The sequence below is a fragment of the Aggregatimonas sangjinii genome (assembly GCF_005943945.1).
Classification (GTDB): Bacteria; Bacteroidota; Bacteroidia; order Flavobacteriales; family Flavobacteriaceae; genus Pelagihabitans; species Pelagihabitans sangjinii.
In genome coordinates this window covers 1924394-1946760 of sequence record NZ_CP040710.1, presented here as the reverse complement: position 1 = coordinate 1946760, position 22367 = coordinate 1924394, and the positions used below count along the sequence as shown (strand labels likewise).

The following is a 22367-nucleotide window of genomic DNA, read 5'->3' as shown; positions in this document are numbered from 1 at the left end:
TGGTCAATTAAAATGGTCTAAAGCCAGCAAAGAAGCCTCACCTATGAAATCGTTCCCTACCTGCTTTGTGGTTTTTTTAGGAAGTATGCTGTTGGCATGCTTTGCTGTACAGGCGCAATCTGCCATTCCGATAAATGCCAACGATAATGTGACCACCACGATTTTTTTTCCGTCGAACATAGCCAAAGTAGTTCCTCCCGCTGTAAATTTTAATTTTGAATACGAAGACCATACCCAAATAGGATTGCTCAAAGGCCGTAAAGGTAAGCCCAGCAATCTTTTAGTAATTACGGAAGACGGGTATGCCTATTCTTTTGCGCTTAGCTATTCGGAAGAAATTCAGAAATTCAATTTTATCCTTACCATCGATCAGGCGGTGAGCCAGACCAATCCGGGCAAAACAGTTGGCGCTTCGGATGTTGCGGATCGGAAAACCGAGGAAAACGATTCACCGGAGATCACTGATAATACTAGTGCTCCCGTCGATACCGATACTTCGGACGCTACCCAAGCGAATGAAGCCGATACTTCTTCTTCGACAGCAACGGATAACAAGCCAACAGCACAGGTGAATATGGATAATACTTCTATGGATACTTTGGTGCAGCAGAATAAGGATGTTCCAAAACAAGCGTCTGGGAATAACAGTCGAGAGAATGAAGATGACGATTTGTACGATACCGACCGTGAAGAGTATTACCGTATTTTTTGCGAGAACAATTATTTGCAGAAAACCATTTTAAAAAGAAGTTTTAGAAAGAACAAAAAAATAGCACTTCGGTTGAATAATATCCTTACTGACAGAAACGAAAAGTATTTTATTTTACAAATAGAGAATAATTCGAAAAAAGAATTTTCAGTGGGAGGATTGGGGTTTTTCAGAAGAACAGGGGTAGGTCAATTAGAAAAAATAATCACTCCTCTTTATAGTTTTAATCTTCAGGAAACCATCGATCCACAAAGTGTTAACGAAGTAGTGTATGTATTTAAAAATTTTGAAATTGGAAACAAAGAGACCGTAAGCATAGTGTTGACCGATGCAAGTAGTGATAATGGGGTAGTACTGCCCATGGATAATTTAATAGTAAACTCCCCATCGAATTGAATCTAAGTATAAAATACACCATCGTTCTATTACTACTAGGTTTTTCTGTGGTAAGCTCTGCCCAATACTCAAAAACTGCCACTTTGACCGGGGGTATTTATGGTGATGGGTATGGTGGTGAGTTTACCTTCAATACAATGTTGAATGATAGGTCTTTTACGCAAATAGCCCTAAACGGAACTTATACTAATTTTAAAAATGGAGAGGTAGACGTTCCATATCTCAGTGTTACCGGTAGTTACTCTTACTTTTTTACGGTGTTGACATTGCGAAGTCGTAGAATACTTCAGCAAAGCTTGTCCGTCGGTGGTGGAGCCCTTGTTGGTTATGAATCTGTTAATAACGGTCAAGTTGAGCTTACCAATATAGTCTCCGTAGCGGGTAAAAGTAAATTTATTTTCGGGGGCGTCGTGAGCCTCGATTACGATATAATCATTAGTGAGTACTTCTCCTTAGTACTAAAGACTTCTGAAGCGTATCATGCGAATAGTGACTTTGGTAAGTTCACGAACTACTCAGGTATCGGTTTGCGCTACTATTTGGAATAGTTTTTTATTGCCCTTCTTCCTCATTATTAATCCGTGCGCATCCTTTCGTCCCTTAAAACATTCCTTTGTCCGAATTCCGGATTAAAAAGTATGTTATCGGTTTTAACATTACGTACGAATCCTTATCTTGTGCTACCGTTAATCTAAGCGGATGGTGCCGGTTCAGGGCACCCTTTGATTACGAAGACCGTTAATGAGTCAGTCCCACACTGCGAATGAAAAAGTCCCTCGATAGAGCCGTATCCCTTTGTTGCCTGTTCTTGGTGGCGCTAGCCTGTACCAAGGATGTGGGGCTGATCACCGAGGTGGAGTTCGAGATCCTCGAGGAGCATACCTCCGAGGGCTTCGTCAACCAGGGCCTCCCCACAACCTTTACCATAGTGCCCGAGGCAATTCTGGAGAACTACGAGTACACCATTTCCTATGAGATACTGCAGGGCAACGGTTACTTCGAGGACGTCGAAGGGAACCGTCTGGAGGCGGGAAAGGGCCAGCCTATAGAGTCCCCTTTTACGACCTCGCTGTTGTACATGGGTACCGAAGTGGGGGAGCACCGGGTAAAGATCGTCGGGTCGGACAATTTCGGGATTTCGGAGGAGATCGAGATAACGTACGATCTGGAGAACGTCCCCGCCCTTTGGGAGGCCTCTAGCGAGCTCACCGAGATCGAACTGGGAAAGGCGGCCGATATCTTCTTGTTGTTCGAGCCGGTGGACACGGCCCTGGAGGTCACCTACGAGGCCCGTCTGGAGTTCGCCTCCGGTTCGGGTACGCTTGCCCCGATACAGGAAGAGGGCTATCCGTTGGACGGCGACTATGCCGCGATAGCGCCCGGTACCTATCCCTTTATGTTCACGCCCTCGGAGCTCGGTACCCAAGAGCTGGTCTTCGTGCTGCGGGACAGCAACGGGCAGGAGCTCAGGGAAACGCTGTCCTTCAACGTGGTGGAGGTAATCCGGGTCATCTCGATCTTCCTGGGCGAGGACGATACCATAGAGCTGCAACTGGGCGACGAGGTGGCGCCCGACATCACCTTCGACCCGCCCAACGCGAGCGATCAAGGCTTTATCCTGGTATCCGATAATCCCGATGTGGTACTGATCGACGAGAACAACGTCTGTATCGCGGTGGGTCTTGGCACGGCCATAGTGACCGTTACCTCGCTCTCGAACCCCGAGGCGACCGATACGGTGACCGTCACGGTGGTGGAACCCGACCGGGTACCGGCAAGCGCCATAACGATAGCACAGGAAGACCCGGATGCCCAGGGGGCGGTACGGCAATTGATCGCCACGGTACTGCCCGCCGATGCCACGGATGCCAGTGTCATCTGGTCCTCGAGCGACGATACGGTCGCCACCATAGATGCGAACGGACTTTTGACCGGCCTTGCGGCGGGAACGGTCACGATAACGGCCACCTCGGTATCTGACCCCGGAGTGGTCGATACGATAGAGGTGAACATCAGCGGCGGTTCGCTGCAGGACGGGAACGACATCACGGCCTTTGCGCTGCCTATCCAGAACAGTTCGACCATAGATGCGGACACCCATACCATCACGGTGAACGTGACCGACGGTACCGAATTGAATACCGCCCCCTCGGCACTGAGTATTTCGGGAGGAGCGACAATCGACCCGGGCATCGGGGAGGTACGCGATTTCAACGCCGCACAGACCTATACCGTCACGGCGGGCAACGGTACGGCACAGCTATGGACGGTGAACGTAACGGTCTCGCCACCTGCGGGTAGCGGTGAAAATGATATTGTTTCATTTGCCCTACCTGTTCAGACAGATGCAGATATCAATCGCAACGACCATGTCATTTTTGTCAACGTTTTAGAAGGTACAGAACTAAATGTTATTCCACAGATTTTTACTGTCTCCGAAGGTGCAACAGTAAGTCCGGACATTACCGAAATACAAGACTTTAGTCGGCCTGTAACCTATACGGTTACCGCTGAAAATGGAGAAGAGCAGATTTGGACGATACGCATTGTCATTGTGCCGGCTGACAGCAATGCGGAGAATGAAATCATCTCCTTTAGCATACCAAATCAGGTGGGTACAAGCATCATTGATAATGAAAATGCTACCGTTGCTATTGAAGTGCCCCAGGGTATCGACCTAACATCGATAGTACCAAATGAGGTAACGCTTTCAGAAAATGCCATGCTATTTCCGGTGGCCACCGAAGCACAGGATTTTACCGAACAATTCATTTATGTCGTAACAGCTGAAAATGGAGTGGAAAAATTCTGGACCGTTACGGTTACCGTCCTGCCTTCCACGGGAAGTGATGAGAACGATATCATTGCTTTTTCACTTCCGGTTCAGAATAGTTCAACTATAGATACTGTAAATCATACGGTAACGGTAAACGTTACCGATGGCACCGAACTGAACGTTGTCCCATTGCAATTTACGACGTCGAACAACGCGACCATTGAACCTAGTACAACGCAAGCGCGCGATTTCAGTGCTCCGGTTACCTATACGGTCATCTCGCAGAGTGGGATACAACAAGTATGGACGGTAAATACCACGGCGGCCGCAAACCAACCTCCCGTTGCGGTCGACGACGTTGGAGCAGTCGAATTGGGGGGGAGTGTGCGTATCGACGTACTCGCCAATGACACCGATGTCGATACCCCGAATGCCGAACTGATTATTTCCGGAATAATAGGTGTACAGCCTGACAATGCCGGCTCTTTTTCGGAAGATAACGATGGCCGAACATTCGTTTTTACCAGTTCAGGGGAGTATCAGGGAGATGCCAGTTTTGGATACACCGTTAGCGATGGTAATCCTGGTAATGAAGACTTCGGCCAGGTTACCATTACCATCACGCAAACACCTGTATCGATTACCGCCTTGAATATTGTTCCCAGTGAATATCTTTTGGAAGTAGACGAGACATTAAGGCTCACCACGGAAATCACCCCGAACGACGCGACCAATCGAATACTTACATGGCAATCCAGCGATCCGGATGCCGTTAGTGTCGATCAAAATGGGAATGTTACCGGTCTACAGGCAGAAGGCAGTGCTATCATCACGGCAACCACTAACGATGGAAGCAACATTGCGGCCGAGGCGATAATAGACGTGAATTTCCTTGAAATACCTGTAACGAGCGTAGTGATTGATCCGCCCAGCGGTACTCTCGCGGTCGGGGAACAGTTGCAATTGAATGGCACAACGCTGCCCGCCGATGCATCCGCAGCTGGCGTGGATTGGTTTTCAGAAGATGAGGATATTGCCACGATAGATGGCACCGGCCTAGTAAGGGGAATTTCCGTTGGGACAGTAAATATCATAGCTGACGCTATTGACGGTAACGGTGCGTCTCAAACTGCGAGCATTACCGTAACTCCTGCCGATATTCCTTTGATAGGAATATCCGTAACTCCGAGTACTGCATCGATAGTGGAAGGGGCTACGGTCCAATTGGGGTTGGTTTTCGATCCGACGAACGCTAGCAATCAAGAGGTAGTATGGTCCTCAGATAATCCTAATACTGCGACGGTCGATAACGATGGACTGGTTCGGGGAGTGGAAGCGGGCACCACAACCGTTACAGCTATATCAGTGGATGATAATAGTATCATAACCACTGCTCAAATAACGGTTACAGCAGAAAATACTGAACCTGTGGCTGGAAATGATAGTTTTGAAGTGGCCGAAGGAGGGAATTTAAATAGACCAATTTTAACCAATGATGTCGATGGTGAAAATGACGACTTAACAGTGGATTGGGTTGCAGGAAGTAGCGCGAATATTGGGCAGCCGATCGGCGGTTCCAACGGCGGACTTTTTACCATTTCCGCTGGGGGAGCGCTTAGTTTTGATACGAATGGGGATTTTGAAAACTTGAATGATGGAGAGAGCCGGCAGACAACTATTGATTACAGGGTTTCAGATGGTCAACTGAGTTCAAATATCGCTAGAGTAACTGTAACGGTTAATGGCTCGGGCTCCTCGGATACTACGCCACCCGAAATCTCACTTATTGGACTTGATCCTGTTGAACTTTTCGTTAACGAACCCTACACCGAAGAAGGCGCAACTGCCCAGGATGATGTGGATGGAATTCTAAGCAATGATGACATCAGTATAGACAATAGTTCAGTTGATACGACTACAGCAGGCACATATTTGGTGACTTACACTGTAAGTGATACTGCTGGAAATGTGGCTGAGAGATTTAGAACGGTAACAGTTAGCCTGAGAAGTGGAAACGATATCCTAAGCTTTAATTTCCCACGTCTAACGGGCCCACCCGTTATTGATGTACTAAATCACACGGTACTTGGGGAAGTCGAATTCGGTTCGAGCAGGAATGCAAGTCCAATCTCGTTGACCATTTCAGAGGGGGCTACTATTAATCCTCAAGATATTTCCCCACAAGATTTCAGTGTACCGGTATCTTATACGGTCACTGCCCAAAATGGCGACATTCAGGTTTGGACTATTACGCTAGCGGAGGCAAGCGCACCACCCTCACCAGATTTTAGTTTTTCAATAGACCCAGTTTCCAGTCCAGTTAGTGGATCAGTCAACATCACGTTTAGGATTACCCCGAATCAGGCGGCCATTGACGCGGGTATTGTCTTTCAAATGCAGTTTAATCGAAATGGCGGCGATATCATAGCCGATTTTGAATATGGTGCTGGTTCATTTATAAGCTCTCAATTGTTTACTGTATCCTCTGGGACTTCATCTGGAACCTTTGTCGGTTTGGAAAGACCAAACTGTGAATTTTACGATTTTAATTTTACTGTATCTAATAATTTGTCATTACCTACCCAAATGCGAAATGTCGGCTTTCAGGTCAGGGATACTGCACAACCATGTGATTGAATAATTTAAATAAACATACTCTTCTTTTATAATATCATCTGCTAAAATTAGATATGTGGAATAATCGAATTATTCTTTCTGTATTTCAGAGTCGCCTTTAAGTTAGTGCATCGCTAAATATGCACTGTTTTCAGAAGATATAGTCCTATATAAAGCATGAATATCCCTACTATTTTCAACGGGGAACCTTATGATAGCCTACCTTAGTCTTAGGTCAATTTTGGCGATTGCCGAATTTCTCATTTCATCCCTTAAAACAATCCTTTGTCCGAATTCCGGATTAAAATGTATATTATCGGTTTTAACATTACGTACGAATCCTTATCTTGTGCTACCGTTAATCTAAGCGGATGGTGCCGGTTCAGGGCACCCTTTGATTACGAAGACCGTTAACCGTCAGTCCCACACTGCGAATGAAAAAGTCCCTCGATAGAGCCGTATCCCTTTGTTGCCTGTTCTTGGTGGCGCTAGCCTGTACCAAGGACGTGGGGCTGATCACCGAGGTGGAGTTCGAGATCCTCGAGGAGCATACCTCCGAGGGCTTCGTCAACCAGGGCCTCCCCACAACCTTTACCATAGTGCCCGAGGCAATTCTGGAGAACTACGAGTACACCATTTCCTATGAGATACTGCAGGGCAACGGTTACTTCGAGGACGTCGAAGGGAACCGTCTGGAGGCGGGAAAGGGCCAGCCTATAGAGTCCCCTTTTACGACCTCGCTGTTGTACATGGGTACCGAAGTGGGGGAGCACCGGGTAAAGATCGTCGGGTCGGACAATTTCGGGATTTCGGAGGAGATCGAGATAACGTACGATCTGGAGAACGTCCCCGCCCTTTGGGAGGCCTCTAGCGAGCTCACCGAGATCGAACTGGGAAAGGCGGCCGATATCTTCTTGTTGTTCGAGCCGGTGGACACGGCCCTGGAGGTCACCTACGAGGCCCGTCTGGAGTTCGCCTCCGGTTCGGGTACGCTTGCCCCGATACAGGAAGAGGGCTATCCGTTGGACGGCGACTATGCCGCGATAGCGCCCGGTACCTATCCCTTTATGTTCACGCCCTCGGAGCTCGGTACCCAAGAGCTGGTCTTCGTGCTGCGGGACAGCAACGGGCAGGAGCTCAGGGAAACGCTGTCCTTCAACGTGGTGGAGGTAATCCGGGTCATCTCGATCTTCCTGGGCGAGGACGATACCATAGAGCTGCAACTGGGCGACGAGGTGGCGCCCGACATCACCTTCGACCCGCCCAACGCGAGCGATCAAGGCTTTATCCTGGTATCCGATAATCCCGATGTGGTACTGATCGATGAGAACAACATCTGTATCGCGGTGGGTCTTGGCACGGCCATAGTGACCGTTACCTCGCTCTCGAACCCCGAGGCGACCGATACGGTGACCGTCACGGTGGTGGAACCCGACCGGGTACCGGTAAGCGCCATAACGATAGCACAGGAAGACCCGGATGCCCAGGGGGCGGTACGGCAATTGATCGCAACTATACTGCCGGCGGACGCTACCGACACCAGCGTGACCTGGTCCTCCAGCGACGATACGGTCGCCACCATAGATGCGAACGGACTCTTGACCGGCCTTGCGGCGGGAACGGTCACGATAACGGCCACCTCGGTATCGGACCCCGGAGTGGTCGATACGATAGAGGTGAACATCAGCGGCGGTTCGCTGCAGGACGGGAACGACATCACGGCCTTTGCGCTGCCTATCCAGAATAGTTCGACCATAGATGCTGAAAATCATACGGTGACCGTCAACGTGGCGGAAGGAACCTATCTCGAAGGTACATCGGCGAGTATCGAAGTATCCCCGGGGGCAACGATTGATCCGCTACCCACTGCCCTCAGGAATTTCGTTACGCCCACACCCTATACCGTTACGGCCGGTAACGGGGAGCAACAGGTTTGGGTCGTTAATGTTACCGTATCGCCACCAGTGGGCAGTGCCTCCAATGATATCACCGAATTTTCGATTGCCGGTCAAGTGGCGCCATTTGCCATCGATGCAACGGAGCACACGATTTCGGTCACCGTTCCCAATGGTACCCCCCTGAACGTGGCACCCCAAGCGCTGGTAATCTCCGAAAGTGCGACCATCGATCCGGCGATAGACGAGGTCAGGGACTTCGCTGGCCCCGTACTGTATACGGTCACCGCCGAGAACGGAACCGAACAGGTATGGACGGTCAATACGACGGTTCTACCTATTACCGGAACTGGAGCAAACGACATTACCGCTTTCGCCTTGCCCGCTCAAAGCGGTCAGGCTGTAATCGATAATACTGCAAATACGATTACGGTTACCGTACCGGATGGGACGAGCCTGAACGTGGCACCCATCACCTTAGAGATTTCACTAAATTCCACAGTTGCCCCTGCCATAGGTATAGTTCAGGATTTCAGTGCAGCAGTGATCTATACGGTTACGGCTGACGATGGTACTTCAAAAGAATGGACAGTGAATACCACAGTAGCCGCAAACCAAGGGCCTGTCGCAAACGACGATACCGCTACTGTCGAGCTATCCGGTTCGGTCAGCATTCCAGTTCTTGCCAATGATACTGATGCCGAGACCCCGAATGAAGAGCTTGAAATCAGCGCTATAATCGGGGTACAGCCCGAAGATGCCGGGTCGTTCGAACAGCAGGGCAGGGAATTCGTCTTTACCAGTTCGGGCGCGTATGTCGGGGAAGCGAGCTTCGGATATACCATAACCGACGTCAACCCCGGAAACGAGGCCTCTGCGACCGTTACGGTAAATATCGTGCAAACAGAAATATTGGTTTCGGAAATAGTTCTGGCACCGACAGAGTTGACCCTAGATATAAACGAAACGGGGCAATTGACGGCAACTGTCACCCCCGACAACGCCACTAATTCGAATGTGGACTGGATTTCCAGCGATACGACGGTAGCGACGGTAAACGCCGCAGGGGAGGTAACCGGAACAGGAGAAGGTGAGGCGGTCATCACCGCTTCTTCGAATGATTCGGGCGATGTGTCGGCTGCTGCGAATGTTACCGTAAGCGCACCAAGAAGCGGGGCGAATGCCATTACCGCCTTTACGTTACCCAATCAGAGCGGACAGGCCGAAATTAATGGGTCAACCAATACGATAACGGTGACCGTCCCCGACGGTACAGAGCTGAACGTGGCGCCTGCGACCTTGGCCATATCGCCAAATGCCGGTATTACCCCCGCTATCGATGCGGTACTTGATTTTAGTGAGGCAATAGAATACACGGTAACGGCCGAGGACGGAACTTCAAGGCTATGGACGGTGAACGTAAGCGTTTCCGCGAACCAAGCGCCTGTGGCGGTAGATGACACGATCGGAGTGGAGGTAGGCGAGACAAGAATCATAAATGTGCTGGACAATGATAGCGATGTAGACACACCCAATTCAGAGTTAAGAGTAATCGCAATCGGAACATTAACTCCTGCGGGATTCGGCAGTGCTCAAATCTTAAATGATAGGAGTATTGAATTTATTAGTAATGGCCCCACTACCGAAGAGGAAATAGTCACTTTTACGTACACCATTGATGATGGAAATCCCGGTAACGAATCAACCGCGACAATAACGGTCAATTTGACCTTTAACGAAGTACTGGTGACTGGAATAACCCTAAATCCTACCGAGTTGACGCTCGATATTGACGAATCGGCACAGCTAGTAGCGACGGTGACGCCAGATAATGCCACCAATTCCAGTATCGACTGGTCTTCCAGCGATGAGACGATCGCAACAGTTAGTGCAATAGGTGAGGTGACTGGCAGAAGTGAAGGTACGGCCACGATAACGGCTTCTTCCAATGATGCGAGTAATGTTGTGGAAACAGCCGAAATTATCGTAGAACTGGCCGCAAGCAATGCCAACGACATTACCGCTTTTTCGATACCTGGTCAGACCGTCCCTTCTGTAATCAACACGACGGCACATACGGTAGTGGTCGAGGTGCCGTTCGGAACGAACCTGAACGTATCGCCTTCCAACTTCGTCATTTCACCTAGTGCAACCGTTGATCCTGTGGGAAGCAGTCAACAGGATTTCTCTGTTCCCGTCGAGTATACCGTCACGGCCGAGAATACCGATGTACAGGTTTGGGAGGTCACGGTTAACGTAGATGCAGACACCAGGAGCGGTGCCAACGACATTACCGCTTTTTCGATACCTGGTCAGACCGTCCCTTCTGTAATCAACACGACGGCACATACGGTAGTGGTCGAGGTGCCGTTCGGAACGAACCTGAACGTATCGCCTTCCAACTTCGTCATTTCACCTAGTGCAACCGTTGATCCTGTGGGAAGCAGTCAACAGGATTTCTCGGTTCCCGTCGAGTATACCGTCACGGCCGAGAATACCGATGTACAGGTTTGGGAGGTCACGGTTAACGTAGATGCAGACACCAGGAGCGGTGCCAATGACATTACCGCTTTTTCGATACCTGGTCAGACCGTCCCTTCTGTAATCAACGCCACGGCACATACGGTAGTGGTCGAGGTGCCGTTCGGAACGAACCTGAACGTATCGCCTTCCAACTTCGTCATTTCACCTAGTGCAACCGTTGATCCTGTGGGAAGCAGTCAACAGGATTTCTCGGTTCCCGTCGAGTATACCGTCACGGCCGAGAATACCGATGTACAGGTTTGGGAGGTCACGGTTAACGTAGATGCAGACACCAGGAGCGGTGCCAACGACATTACCGCTTTTTCGATACCTGGTCAGACCGTCCCTTCTGTAATCAACACGACGGCACATACGGTAGTGGTCGAGGTGCCGTTCGGAACGAACCTGAACGTATCGCCTTCCAACTTCGTCATTTCACCTAGTGCAACCGTTGATCCTGTGGGAAGCAGTCAACAGGATTTCTCGGTTCCCGTCGAGTATACCGTCACGGCCGAGAATACCGATGTACAGGTTTGGGAGGTCACGGTTAACGTAGATGCAGACACCAGGAGCGGTGCCAATGACATTACCGCTTTTTCGATACCTGGTCAGACCGTCCCTTCTGTAATCAACGCCACGGCACATACGGTAGTGGTCGAGGTGCCGTTCGGAACGAACCTGAACGTATCGCCTTTAGCCTTTTCTGTTTCTTCCGATGCTACCGTTGATCCCTCGGGAAGCAGTCAACAGGATTTCTCGGTTCCCGTCGAGTATACCGTCACGGCCGAGAATACCGATGTACAGGTTTGGGAGGTCACGGTTAACGTAGATGCAGACACCAGGAGCGGTGCCAATGACATTACCGCTTTTTCGATACCTGGTCAGACCGTCCCTTCTGTAATCAACGCCACGGCACATACGGTAGTGGTCGAGGTGCCGTTCGGAACGAACCTGAACGTATCGCCTTCCAACTTCGTCATTTCACCTAGTGCAACCGTTGATCCTGTGGGAAGCAGTCAACAGGATTTCTCTGTTCCCGTCGAGTATACCGTCACGGCCGAGAATACCGATGTACAAATCTGGGAAGTGAACGTGAACGTGCAAAATGGGGACCCTGATGCGGTTATCACACCAGGCCTTTTTAATATTCAAACGCTTACAGGTAGCTACTCCGGAGCAGATTCGACAGATCCTGAGAACGACCCACTTACTTATCAATGGAATTTTGGGGACCCAGACAGTGGTGTCGATAATGTATTCTTTGGCGTAAATCCTACACACACATTCAGTCGCCCTGGAGAGTATACGATTACCCTGACAGTATTTGACGACAATAATGGCTCGGATAATACATCCTTAATAGTAGTCGTAGAAGAACCTCAAACACCCGAATTTACGTTTAGTATAGATCCTATTCCTAACGAAGTTAGCGGGCCGGTCAACGTACGATTTAGAATCGAACCAAATCAGGCAGCTATTGATCTTGGAGTTCAATTTGAAATGTCATTTGCATCGGCTGGTGGTGGAATTCCCCTTGGAGCTTTGTTTTTGGATTACAACGGCAACCAATATGGTGCTGGTGACATATTTGACGCCAATTATGTTATCTCTAATGGCCTGCTCGAAGGACTCTTTACCAATTGCGAGTTTTATTCACTTCGTTTCACCGTCACAACAAACATCAGTGGACTAGAATCTCAATTCAGAATAATTGATTTTCAGTTTAAAGATGGTTCAGCATGTCCTTAAATACATTAAAGGTCAACTTATATAATTCCAAATATTCTTGTACTTCACCAACTGCGAATACGCATGCCTAATCAACAAATTATCGGGTTTTTCTAGAGCTGGATCGATTTTAAGCATTTGCATCGCGTAATACCGCGCCGTTTTTAAAATATCATTGTCTTTGATGATATCCGCAATTTTAAGGTGGAGTACACCGCTCTGTTGGGTGCCCATGATATCTCCAGGTCCACGCAGTCGCAAATCTACTTCAGCGATTTCAAAACCGTCGTTGGTACGTACCATAGTTTCCAATCGGGTCTTGGCTTCCGCCGATAATTTATGACCGGTCATTAATATGCAAAAGCTCTGATCTGCCCCGCGACCGACTCTACCACGCAGTTGGTGCAATTGTGATAGACCAAAACGTTCTGCACTTTCAATGATCATTACCGAGGCATTGGGGACGTTAACGCCCACTTCAATAACCGTAGTGGCGACCATAATCTGCGTTTCTCCCCTTACAAACCGTGCCATTTCATAATCCTTGTCCGCAGGTTTCATTTGGCCATGTACAATGGAAATCTGATATTCGGGGAGCGGAAAATCCCTTGCGATACTCTCATAGCCATCCATTAAATCCTTATAATCCATCGCTTCCGATTCTTGAATGAGAGGGTATACGATATAGATTTGTCTTCCTTTTTTGATTTCGTCCCGTATAAAACGGAAAACCTTTAAGCGATTCGCATCATAACGGTGTACGGTCTTGATCGCTTTTCTACCCGGCGGTAGTTCATCGATGACCGATATATCCAAATCCCCATACAAGCTCATCGCTAAGGTGCGGGGGATTGGGGTCGCCGTCATCACAAGTATATGCGGTGGAATCTCATTTTTATGCCATAATTTGGAACGTTGCGCTACCCCAAAGCGATGCTGCTCGTCTACGATGGCGAGTCCCAGGTTTTGGTATTGCACCTTGTCTTCCAACAGCGCATGGGTACCGATCAGTATCTGCAGTTCTCCGGATTCCAACTGTTCGTGAATGGGTCTACGCGCGGATTTTTTAATAGATCCGGTCAATAAAGCGCAGCTTACTCCGGTACCTTCCAATAATTCCTTAATGCCGTTGTAATGCTGGTTGGCCAGTATTTCGGTAGGGGCCATCAAACAGGCTTGATAGCCATTGTCGATGGCCAGTAGCATGGTCATGACCGCAACGATAGTCTTTCCTGAACCAACATCTCCTTGCAGCAATCGATTCATTTGGGCATTGCTGCCCAGGTCGGCACGAATTTCTTTTATGACCCGCTTTTGGGCGTTCGTCAATTCAAAGGGTAAGTGATGCTTATAAAATTTATTAAAAAGGGTTCCGACTTTGTCAAAACAATAGCCTTTGATTTTTTGCTTGCGCAGCATATTTTTTCTCAACAGTTGCAGCTGAATATAGAACAGTTCTTCAAACTTTAAACGAAACTGGGCCATTGCCAACAAATCCAGATTTTTGGGAAAGTGGATGTTGAACATGGCCTCTGCCTTGGGCAGTAGTTTCAGTTCCGTCAAAATACTAGTGGAAAAGGTTTCCGAAAATTTTCCCTTGGTATCCATAAACAGTTGCTGCATCAATTTATTGATGGCCCTATTCGTTATTCCCTTGGCACTCAGTTTTTCCGTAGAGGGGTAGATGGGTTGCATCGCAATTTTCAACCCTTTTTCATGCTCCGATAAAAGCTCCATTTCCGGATGTGGCATTGAAAAAATACCATTGTACCAATTGCATTTTCCGAAAATCACGTAAGGCACATTGATTTTCAGGTTTTCCCGGAGCCACTTTTGGCCCCGAAACCACACCAAATCCATTTTGCCCGTATCATCTACAAAAGTGGCTACCAGACGTTTTCCTTTTTTTTGTTCGATGGTCTTGATATTGGTGATTTTTCCAACTATTTGAACCTCGGCATTGCTGCGTTGCAATTGTGCAATCTTGTAATATTTCGTTTTGTCTAGATACCTATTTGGAAAGAGATTCAGCAGATCCTGATAGGTTTGAATGCCCAATTCGGATTGTAAGGTTTCAGCCCTATTTGGTCCGACTCCTTTTAGATATACAATCGGTGTTTGCAGTACATTGGCATTCATAAAACGAATTTAGGGGTTCGCCCATACAACTGCAACAAAGTAAAATGGTAAATTTGGTTCGGAAATTGTATCCGTCTCTGCATGAAACATCTTTTAATTTTCATTTTAATTTGTATCCCTTTTCAGGGGACTGCCCAGCATCAGGAAAAAGTTGATTTTATCTTGGGAAAAGCCATGATATTTCCCAGCACCGAAGAGAAATCCATAGAGGGACATGTGGAGTACATCTTTGAAGTGCGAAAAAATGTCGATTCTATTTTTTTGGATGCGAAAAACATGAAATTTTCCTCAGTCACCTTAAATAAACACAATGCTGAGTATCATTACGATGAAAAGAAAATTGTCATTTACGATTCGTTTATAAAAGGAAGCTCTCATACCTTACGATTGGAGTTTGCATGTACACCAAAACAAACGGTTTACTTTTCTGGATGGGACGATACTATAGCAGGCAACGAACAAATCTGGACACAAGGGCAGGGGAAGTATACTAGTTATTGGCTACCAAGTTTTGATAACATGCAAGAGAAAGTCGAGTTTGATCTTTCTATTAGCGTAGCGAATGAGCTGAAAGTAATCGCTAATGGTCGTCTTGTTAACGAGGAATCGATCGAAAATGTGAAAATTTGGGAGTACGATATGCAAAAACCCATGAGCAGTTATCTCTTAGCTTTTGTTATCGGGAATTACGATAAAGATGTATTGACTTCTTCCAGTGGCATTACAATCCAAAATTATTATTACCCCGAAGACAGTCTAAAAGTGGAACCTACATACCGGTATACCAAAAGGATTTTCGACGTTCTGGAAAAGGAAATCGGCGTATCATACCCTTGGCAAAATTACAAGCAAATCCCGGTTCATGATTTTTTATATGCCGGAATGGAGAATACCGGTGCGACCATTTTTGCTGATGGTTATGTCATCGATTCCACGGCATTCATCGACAAGAACTACGTAAACGTAAATGCACATGAGATGGCGCATCAATGGTTCGGTAATCTGGTTACCGAGAAAGACGGGAATCACCATTGGTTACACGAGGGTTTTGCAACCTATTATGCCTATTTGGCCGAAAAAGAGCTTTTCGGTATAGACCATTACTTATGGAAATTGTATCGTTCCTTCAAAGAGCTCGAGTCATTACAGGCTAGGGGGGAAGGGCAGCATTTGTTAGACCCAAAAGCAAGCAGCCTGATATTCTATGAAAAGGGTGCTTTAGCGTTACATATGTTACGGGCCGAAATCGGGGACAAGGCGTTTCGGAAAGGAATAAAGCGGTACCTAGAAAAATTTCAATTTAAAAACGTGACCGTTTCAGATTTTCTTGAGGAGATGGAAAAAGCGGGTAGAACGGATTTATCCGACTACAGGAAAAAGTGGTTGGAAAGTACGACGATGCCATCCACGGAAGTGAAATCGGAATTCGCAAAAAATTCACGATCCCTGAAATCCTTATTTGATATGGAGGCCGATTTGAAGGAAGCGCAAAGCGATGCTATTGATTATTCGAGGTATTGGAACGAAACGAACTCCATTCACCTCAAAAAATACATTTTAGCGAATTATTCGCGGAATTTACCACAGGAAATCATCGAAAAAGCCTTTGCTGCCGACTCTTTACCCGTTCGACAAGAATTGGCGAAGTTCGACGATATAAAATCACTTTCAAAAGCGGACTATGAGACGTTATTAAATGATAAAAGTTATATAACCGTCGAAAACGCGCTGATTCAACTTTGGTCGACCTATCCTGAATATCGTTCAAGCTATTTAGACGTCACGAAAGATATTATAGGTCTGCCCGACAAGAATGTCCGCTTACTTTGGTTGACTTTGGCCACGTTGACCGAAGGTTATAACGGTCGTATGACGAAGCAATATTTTGATGAGTTAAGCGCTTATACCAGTCCTCGGTATTCCTTCGAAATACGCCAAACCGCCTTTCAATACTTAAAAGAGGTCTTTGGCTTTACCGAGCAAAACCTGTTGGACCTGATTCAAGCCACCAACCATCATGCGTGGCAATTTAAAAAATTTGCGCGCGCACTTTTGGACGATTTGCTTGAAGACGAAGTCTATAAAGAACGGATTACGGCTTTGGTTCCTGAACTAAAGCCGGAGGAATTGCGTTATATTCAAACCAAATTGAAATAATATGAGGGCATTGGTCATATCGGGAGGAGGTAGTAAAGGAGCCTTTGCCGGTGGTGTTGCCCAATTTCTTATTCAAGAAGCTGGCAACAAATATGATTTATTCGTAGGCACTTCTACGGGAAGTTTGTTGATATCGCATTTGGCCTTGGGCAAATTGGGCAAAATCAAGGACATCTATTCCAATGTCAACCAAAAAAGTATTTTCAACAGTGACCCTTTTATCCTCAAAAAGAAAAAAGGTTTTGATGAAATTTCGGTGAACCATTGGAATGTGCTCAAGAATTTTCTCAAAGGGAAAAAGACTTTTGGCGAAAGTGAAAACTTACGGGAACTCATACGCAATAGTATCACCGTCGAGGAATTCAATACCATAAAGGCGAGTCATGCCGATGTGGTCGTAACCGTTTCCAATTTATCATTGAATCAGGTTGAGTACAAATCCATTAATGACTGCAGCTACGACGAATTTTGCGATTGGATATGGATTTCGTCCAATTACACCCCATTCATGAGTTTGGTCAGAAAAAATGGTTGTGAATACGCCGATGGTGGTTTGGGTAGTATCGTACCTATTGAGGAAGCTATTCGAAGGGGGGCTACCCATGTAGATGTCGTTGTTTTGCATACCGAGGTGAACTATATGAACAGAATGCCCTCACGTAATCCGTTTGAGCTCTTAACGACGATGTTGAGTTTTATTTTGGACCGTATCGAGCATCAGAATATCCGGATAGGTAAGCTCGTCGCCAACCAAAACAATGCTATCATCAATTTATATTATACCCCAACAATTTTAACGACCAACTCCCTGGTGTTCGATAAGGATAAAATGACCCTTTGGTGGAAACGGGGTTATCTCTATGCCAAGAACAAGAATGAGGAAACAAACCCTATTACTCCGAATGAGCATGAGTAGCTAATAATTTGGGGCAGGTAGTAGGTGGTTGATATAAAAATCGAACTGAATTTTTGAACAATAAATTTTAAATTTCGAAGGACTATAAGCCACTCGCCCAGATGGTTGTTCCGACCTCTCCCTATCTTCTAATAGTCTACTCGCGAAGATTATCCTACCAAAGCGTTGCAATTTCCCGTTTGACAAAAGATAGCGCAGTTGCCGACGGAGAGGCTTTGTCCATTGTTTCGGTCAAAACATCTTCACGCATTTTATCTGCAGAATCGGTTTCGCTCATGCCTGCTTTCCGTATCATTTGAATGGTGGCACTTTTGGCGGCTTTAATCACATTCCAACATTCGTCGGTCATGTATATCTGTTGCGATAAGTTGTGCTCAAATTCCTTTTCGATACTACTGATCAAAAGATTTTCATAAGCGCCTTTATCCGACGATTTGGGTGCCACTCTTACTACCAAACTCGGGATGGCAATTCGCTCTAAAAACAGCGCCATTCGTTCATAGGCCTGCAAACGTACGGGTACCGTATGCTGCTTGGTGTCTTTTTGAAGCAGGTAGCGTCTACGCCCTTCTTCGTTTTTGGTATGCATTTTAAAGAAGTAGAAAGCGACAACCCCGGTGACCACCGCAGGTAATAAAAATCCGAACATTTGTAGTATTTCGTCTCCGTTCATTTTTGGTATGGTTTAGCCTGTTTTGAGAATGGGCTGGTTTGACGATTTTAGAACGTTGGATTCTTACAAAAAGTATATTGCTAAAGGGTTCCTAGTTGCCGTTCTTCATATTCTCTTTTACCATCATGTAAAAATCATCGTATTTAGGATGAATTTTGATGACGATACCTTCTTTAAGGTTTCCATCCTTTCCCAATGTCGTAATCCGATCTGGATCGATTTCAAGTTTTTGCAAGGCACTCCCTACGGCAGCGGACTGCTGGGCCGGGAGGTTTAAATCCCCGGTCATACTCAATCCTTCGATAGTAACCGCCATTTCAGGATTCAATTTCAGGATTTGACCTATTTGTTGTATCCAAGGTTCCGCCTCGGTACTTATTGTCGTTTCACTATCGCTACCGAAGAGCGAGGTAAGGTCGGTGGAAATCAGTACGGCCCCGTTAGATACACCTATTTTGGCATCTTCGCCTAAGGCCTGTTTGGCATTGGTAAGTACCACTATTGCTGTCGAGTCGTTCTTGGCAATGGCATCGTTGATTCCTTTTAACTGAGCTTCTTTGACCTGTAGGCTTGCCATCGCTAAATTCACATTTTCGGAATTCTTTGTCGACACCGTTGCAAAACTATTTAGGTTCTTGAGTAGGGAGGCATTGGCATCCTGCAATTCGGTGACCTGTGATTGTAAGGATTTGGCCCTAGCCGTACTGAGTCTCTCGTTTCTTTCCGCATCGGCCACCAATGCTTTTACGGAATCCCGTTCAAATTTGAGCACTTCGATTTTAGTCAATAACTCACTTTTTTTTTGTCCGAATACCGAAGAAGATGAGACGATACATAACACAAGCAAGGGTAATATTCTTTTCATGGGATAGACTTTTGGGTTAGATTTTGAAACATCCAACACAAAAGTATGCTATTAAGCAGTTTTTTCGAAATACCGTCCACCGAGATATTCACAATGTTGTAAACGGGAGACCGACTCAAAGGCAACGGGGGTCTTCTCATATCCGTAGGTAGACTTCAAGTCCCTACTCAATTCGGAATCATCTACGTTCACCTGTACATCGCTCATGGTAAACTGACAGGGATGTTCGTAACCAGCAGCGTGTGTAATTTCCAGAAATTCTTTTCGGAAAGTCTTGAAGTATTGTGCCAATCTGTCGGATTTTAAGGGAATGTCTATTCCGCCTTGTCGCCATTTGCTCTGTGTGGCGATACCGGCCGGACATTTGTTCGTATGGCAAATCTGTGCCTGAATACAGCCGATGCTCATCATGGCCTCACGCGCTACATTAATGCAATCGACACCCATGGCAAAGGCCATTGCCGCCTTCCCGGGAAACCCCAATTTACCACTCCCTACGAATACGATGCGATCGGTCAGGTTTCTTTTCTGAAAAACCTTGTACAAACTAGAGAAGCCATAGATCCACGGTAATGAAACGTGGTCGGCAAAAGATGGAGGAGCCGCTCCCGTGCCACCTTCACCACCGTCTACCGCAATAAAATCCGGCCCATGGCCTGTTGCCAGCATCATATCGGCTAATTCTTCCCATTGATCCAGCTTTCCTATGGCACCTTTTATTCCCACGGGCAGTCCGGTTTCTTCGGCGATATTCTCTATTAATCGCATTAACTCGGCCACGTTGTCGAAGGCTTTATGGGTTGCAGGGGAAAGCACGTCTTTTCCAACTTCGACCCCTCTGATTTCCGCGATTTCCGGAGTGATTTTAGCTCCCGGTAATACACCGCCTTTGCCCGGCTTCGCCCCTTGCGAAAGTTTTATCTCTATGGCCTTAATGCAAGGATTATCGGCAACCAATTGTTTCATTTTTTCCATGGAAAAATTGCCGTCTTTTGACCGTACTCCGAAATAGCCGGTTCCAAAATGAAAAACGACATCCCCACCTTGTTTGTGATAAGAGGAGAGTCCGCCCTCCCCTGTATTATGATACGCTCCGGATTTTAGTACCCCCTTGTTCATTGCTTCGACCGCCGCAGCGGAGAGCGAACCAAAACTCATTGCGGAAACATTGATTATGGAGGCCGGTCTGAATGGTTTTGCTCGCTTATTGTACAAGCCCATGACCTTGGCGCAAGGAACAAAGCTCTGATTCGCTTCGTTCGGATGATTTTCCGGTAAGGAATAGGCCATCATCCGATTTTTAATAAAAATATGCTGATGTGCATAAATATCACGATCGGTACCAAAGCCCTCGTAGTTGTTTTCCTTTTTTGCCGAAGCATAAATCCAACCGCGCTCGATACGATTAAAAGGAAGTTCCTCGCGGTTGTTCGCGACAAAATATTGCCGCATCTCGGGGCCGATACTTTCCAGCCAATAGCGTAAATGCCCCACTACGGGAAAATTATGCGATATCGTATGTGCCCGTTGAAAGAAAACATCCCTAATGGCAACAGCAAGAAGTGCCAAAAGTACCCATGCCCACCAAGGAAAACTCGAAAGTGTATTCAGAACCGTATCCATCACAGTTGATTTTAAGGTAAGGATCCAAAATCGGTGAAAACCGACTTTGAATCCTTATCCTTGAACGTTGAATTTAGTTGTTCAAATAATCCAAACTCATTTCAGTAAGTGTCTTTACCCCTAAAATCAGACCGCTATCGTCAATTTTAAAGTCAGGGGTGTGATGTGGGAACGATTCCGTATTCCCGGGCGTCATTCCGCCTAGGAAGAAGAAAAACCCGGGTGCTTCTTTTTGAAAATATGAGAAATCCTCTGCGCCCGTTATCGCCTTTTGCGTCTGCACGTTTTCAGCTCCCGCCACCCGTTGCATGGTGGGTAGCATTTGGTCGACCAGGGCAGGTTCGTTATACGTGATCTCTGTAGCATCCTTGATTTCACAAGTGGCCGTTCCGCCATATGCTTTGGCAATTGTCTCGACCATCTCGACCATACGCTTGTTCAGTTTATCTTTCATATCATAGTCCAACGTGCGAATCGTCCCGATCATTTCGGCGCTTTCAGGAATGATATTGAAGCGTACCCCGCTTTTAATCTTACCTACCGTGATAACCGCAGCCTCATTGGTCAGTTCGGTTTCCCTGCTGATGATCGTTTGTAAGCCATCAATAATCTTGGCACTGATCAATATGGGATCGACACCGGACCAGGGTTGCGAACCGTGACTTTGTTTTCCTTTTACATTAATGGTAAAGCTTTGGGCTGCCGCCATCGTGCCACCAGATTTGTATTTTATTACGCCTACCGGGGTCTGAGAATTGATATGTAGCCCGAAAATCGCATCTACTTTCGGATTTTCCATAACGCCTTCCTTTACCATTAATAGGGCTCCACCTTCTTCACCCGGCGGAGGGCCTTCTTCAGAGGGTTGAAAGATAAACTTGACTGTTCCCTTTATTTTGTCCTTGTTTTTAGACAATACTTCGGCAACGCCCATCAAAATGGCGGTATGGGTATCATGGCCGCAGGCATGCATAACCCCTACTTTTTCGCCCATAAATTCAGAAGTTATCGTAGACTTGAAAGACAGGTCATTACGCTCGGTAACGGGCAAAGCATCTATATCGGCCCGGAGCGCGATTACCTTTCCGGGACTATTTCCTTTAAGAAGCCCTACGACCCCAGTGTGGGCTACTCCCGTTTGTACTTCGATGCCCAGGGATTTTAAATGATCGGCAATTTTTTCCGCCGTTTTGAATTCGCGATTACCCAATTCAGGGTTTTGATGGATGTCTCTTCGCCACTCTACCACCTTACTTTCAATGGCACCGTAGTCTTTTTCCAAATTCGGACCTTGTGCCGTAACCGTAACTCCGGCCAACACTAATGTCCACACTACTAATCTATTCATAAG

At 46.8% G+C, this 22367-nt stretch carries 11 protein-coding genes; 6 read left to right on the top strand and 5 right to left on the bottom strand.

The window, feature by feature from the left end; genetic code table 11:
- Positions 1–43: 43 nt before the first annotated feature.
- The 4 genes from FGM00_RS07950 to FGM00_RS07935 all read left to right on the top strand — a co-directional run bounded on the left by FGM00_RS07950 (position 44) and on the right by FGM00_RS07935 (position 12664).
- Positions 44–1105, top strand: coding sequence for a DUF4138 domain-containing protein (locus FGM00_RS07950; RefSeq protein ID WP_138852383.1), 1062 nt, complete (start codon positions 44–46; stop codon positions 1103–1105).
- Complete coding sequence (locus tag FGM00_RS07945; RefSeq protein WP_138852382.1) at positions 1102–1653, top strand: conjugal transfer protein TraO; 552 nt, start codon at positions 1102–1104, stop codon at positions 1651–1653. Before FGM00_RS07950 ends, FGM00_RS07945 begins: the two co-directional genes overlap by 4 nt.
- 215 nt (positions 1654–1868) lie before the next feature.
- Positions 1869–6518 (top strand): Ig-like domain-containing protein, encoded by a 4650-nt coding sequence (locus FGM00_RS07940; protein WP_138852381.1) that lies wholly within the window; start codon positions 1869–1871, stop codon positions 6516–6518.
- Between the two features lie 413 nt (positions 6519–6931).
- A complete protein-coding gene (locus FGM00_RS07935; protein ID WP_138852380.1) occupies positions 6932–12664 on the top strand; it encodes an Ig-like domain-containing protein in 5733 nt (1910 codons plus the stop codon).
- A gap of 12 nt (positions 12665–12676) precedes the next feature.
- Here FGM00_RS07935 and recG read toward each other — a convergent pair whose 3' ends face one another.
- Positions 12677–14782, bottom strand: coding sequence for an ATP-dependent DNA helicase RecG (recG, locus tag FGM00_RS07930; RefSeq protein WP_138852379.1), 2106 nt, complete (start codon positions 14780–14782; stop codon positions 12677–12679).
- Between the two features lie 81 nt (positions 14783–14863).
- Here recG and FGM00_RS07925 point away from each other — a divergent pair, with 81 nt between their 5' ends.
- Positions 14864–16939 (top strand): M1 family metallopeptidase, encoded by a 2076-nt coding sequence (locus tag FGM00_RS07925; protein WP_138852378.1) that lies wholly within the window; start codon positions 14864–14866, stop codon positions 16937–16939.
- A gap of 1 nt (position 16940) precedes the next feature.
- Complete coding sequence (locus FGM00_RS07920; protein ID WP_138852377.1) at positions 16941–17855, top strand: patatin-like phospholipase family protein; 915 nt, start codon at positions 16941–16943, stop codon at positions 17853–17855.
- Positions 17856–18009: 154 nt separating this feature from the next.
- Here FGM00_RS07920 and FGM00_RS07915 read toward each other — a convergent pair whose 3' ends face one another.
- The 4 genes from FGM00_RS07915 to FGM00_RS07900 form a co-directional block, all read right to left on the bottom strand.
- Complete coding sequence (locus FGM00_RS07915; RefSeq protein WP_138852376.1) at positions 18010–18528, bottom strand: DUF7935 family protein; 519 nt, start codon at positions 18526–18528, stop codon at positions 18010–18012.
- Positions 18529–18619: 91 nt separating this feature from the next.
- Entirely contained in the window at positions 18620–19393 is a 774-nt protein-coding gene (locus FGM00_RS07910; RefSeq protein WP_138852375.1) for an OmpA family protein, read from the bottom strand.
- A gap of 51 nt (positions 19394–19444) precedes the next feature.
- Positions 19445–21016 (bottom strand): FMN-binding glutamate synthase family protein, encoded by a 1572-nt coding sequence (locus FGM00_RS07905; RefSeq protein WP_138852374.1) that lies wholly within the window; start codon positions 21014–21016, stop codon positions 19445–19447.
- Positions 21017–21089: 73 nt separating this feature from the next.
- On the bottom strand, positions 21090–22364 hold the full coding sequence (locus FGM00_RS07900) for an amidohydrolase (RefSeq protein ID WP_138852373.1): 1275 nt from the start codon (positions 22362–22364) through the stop codon (positions 21090–21092).
- Positions 22365–22367: the final 3 nt, after the last annotated feature.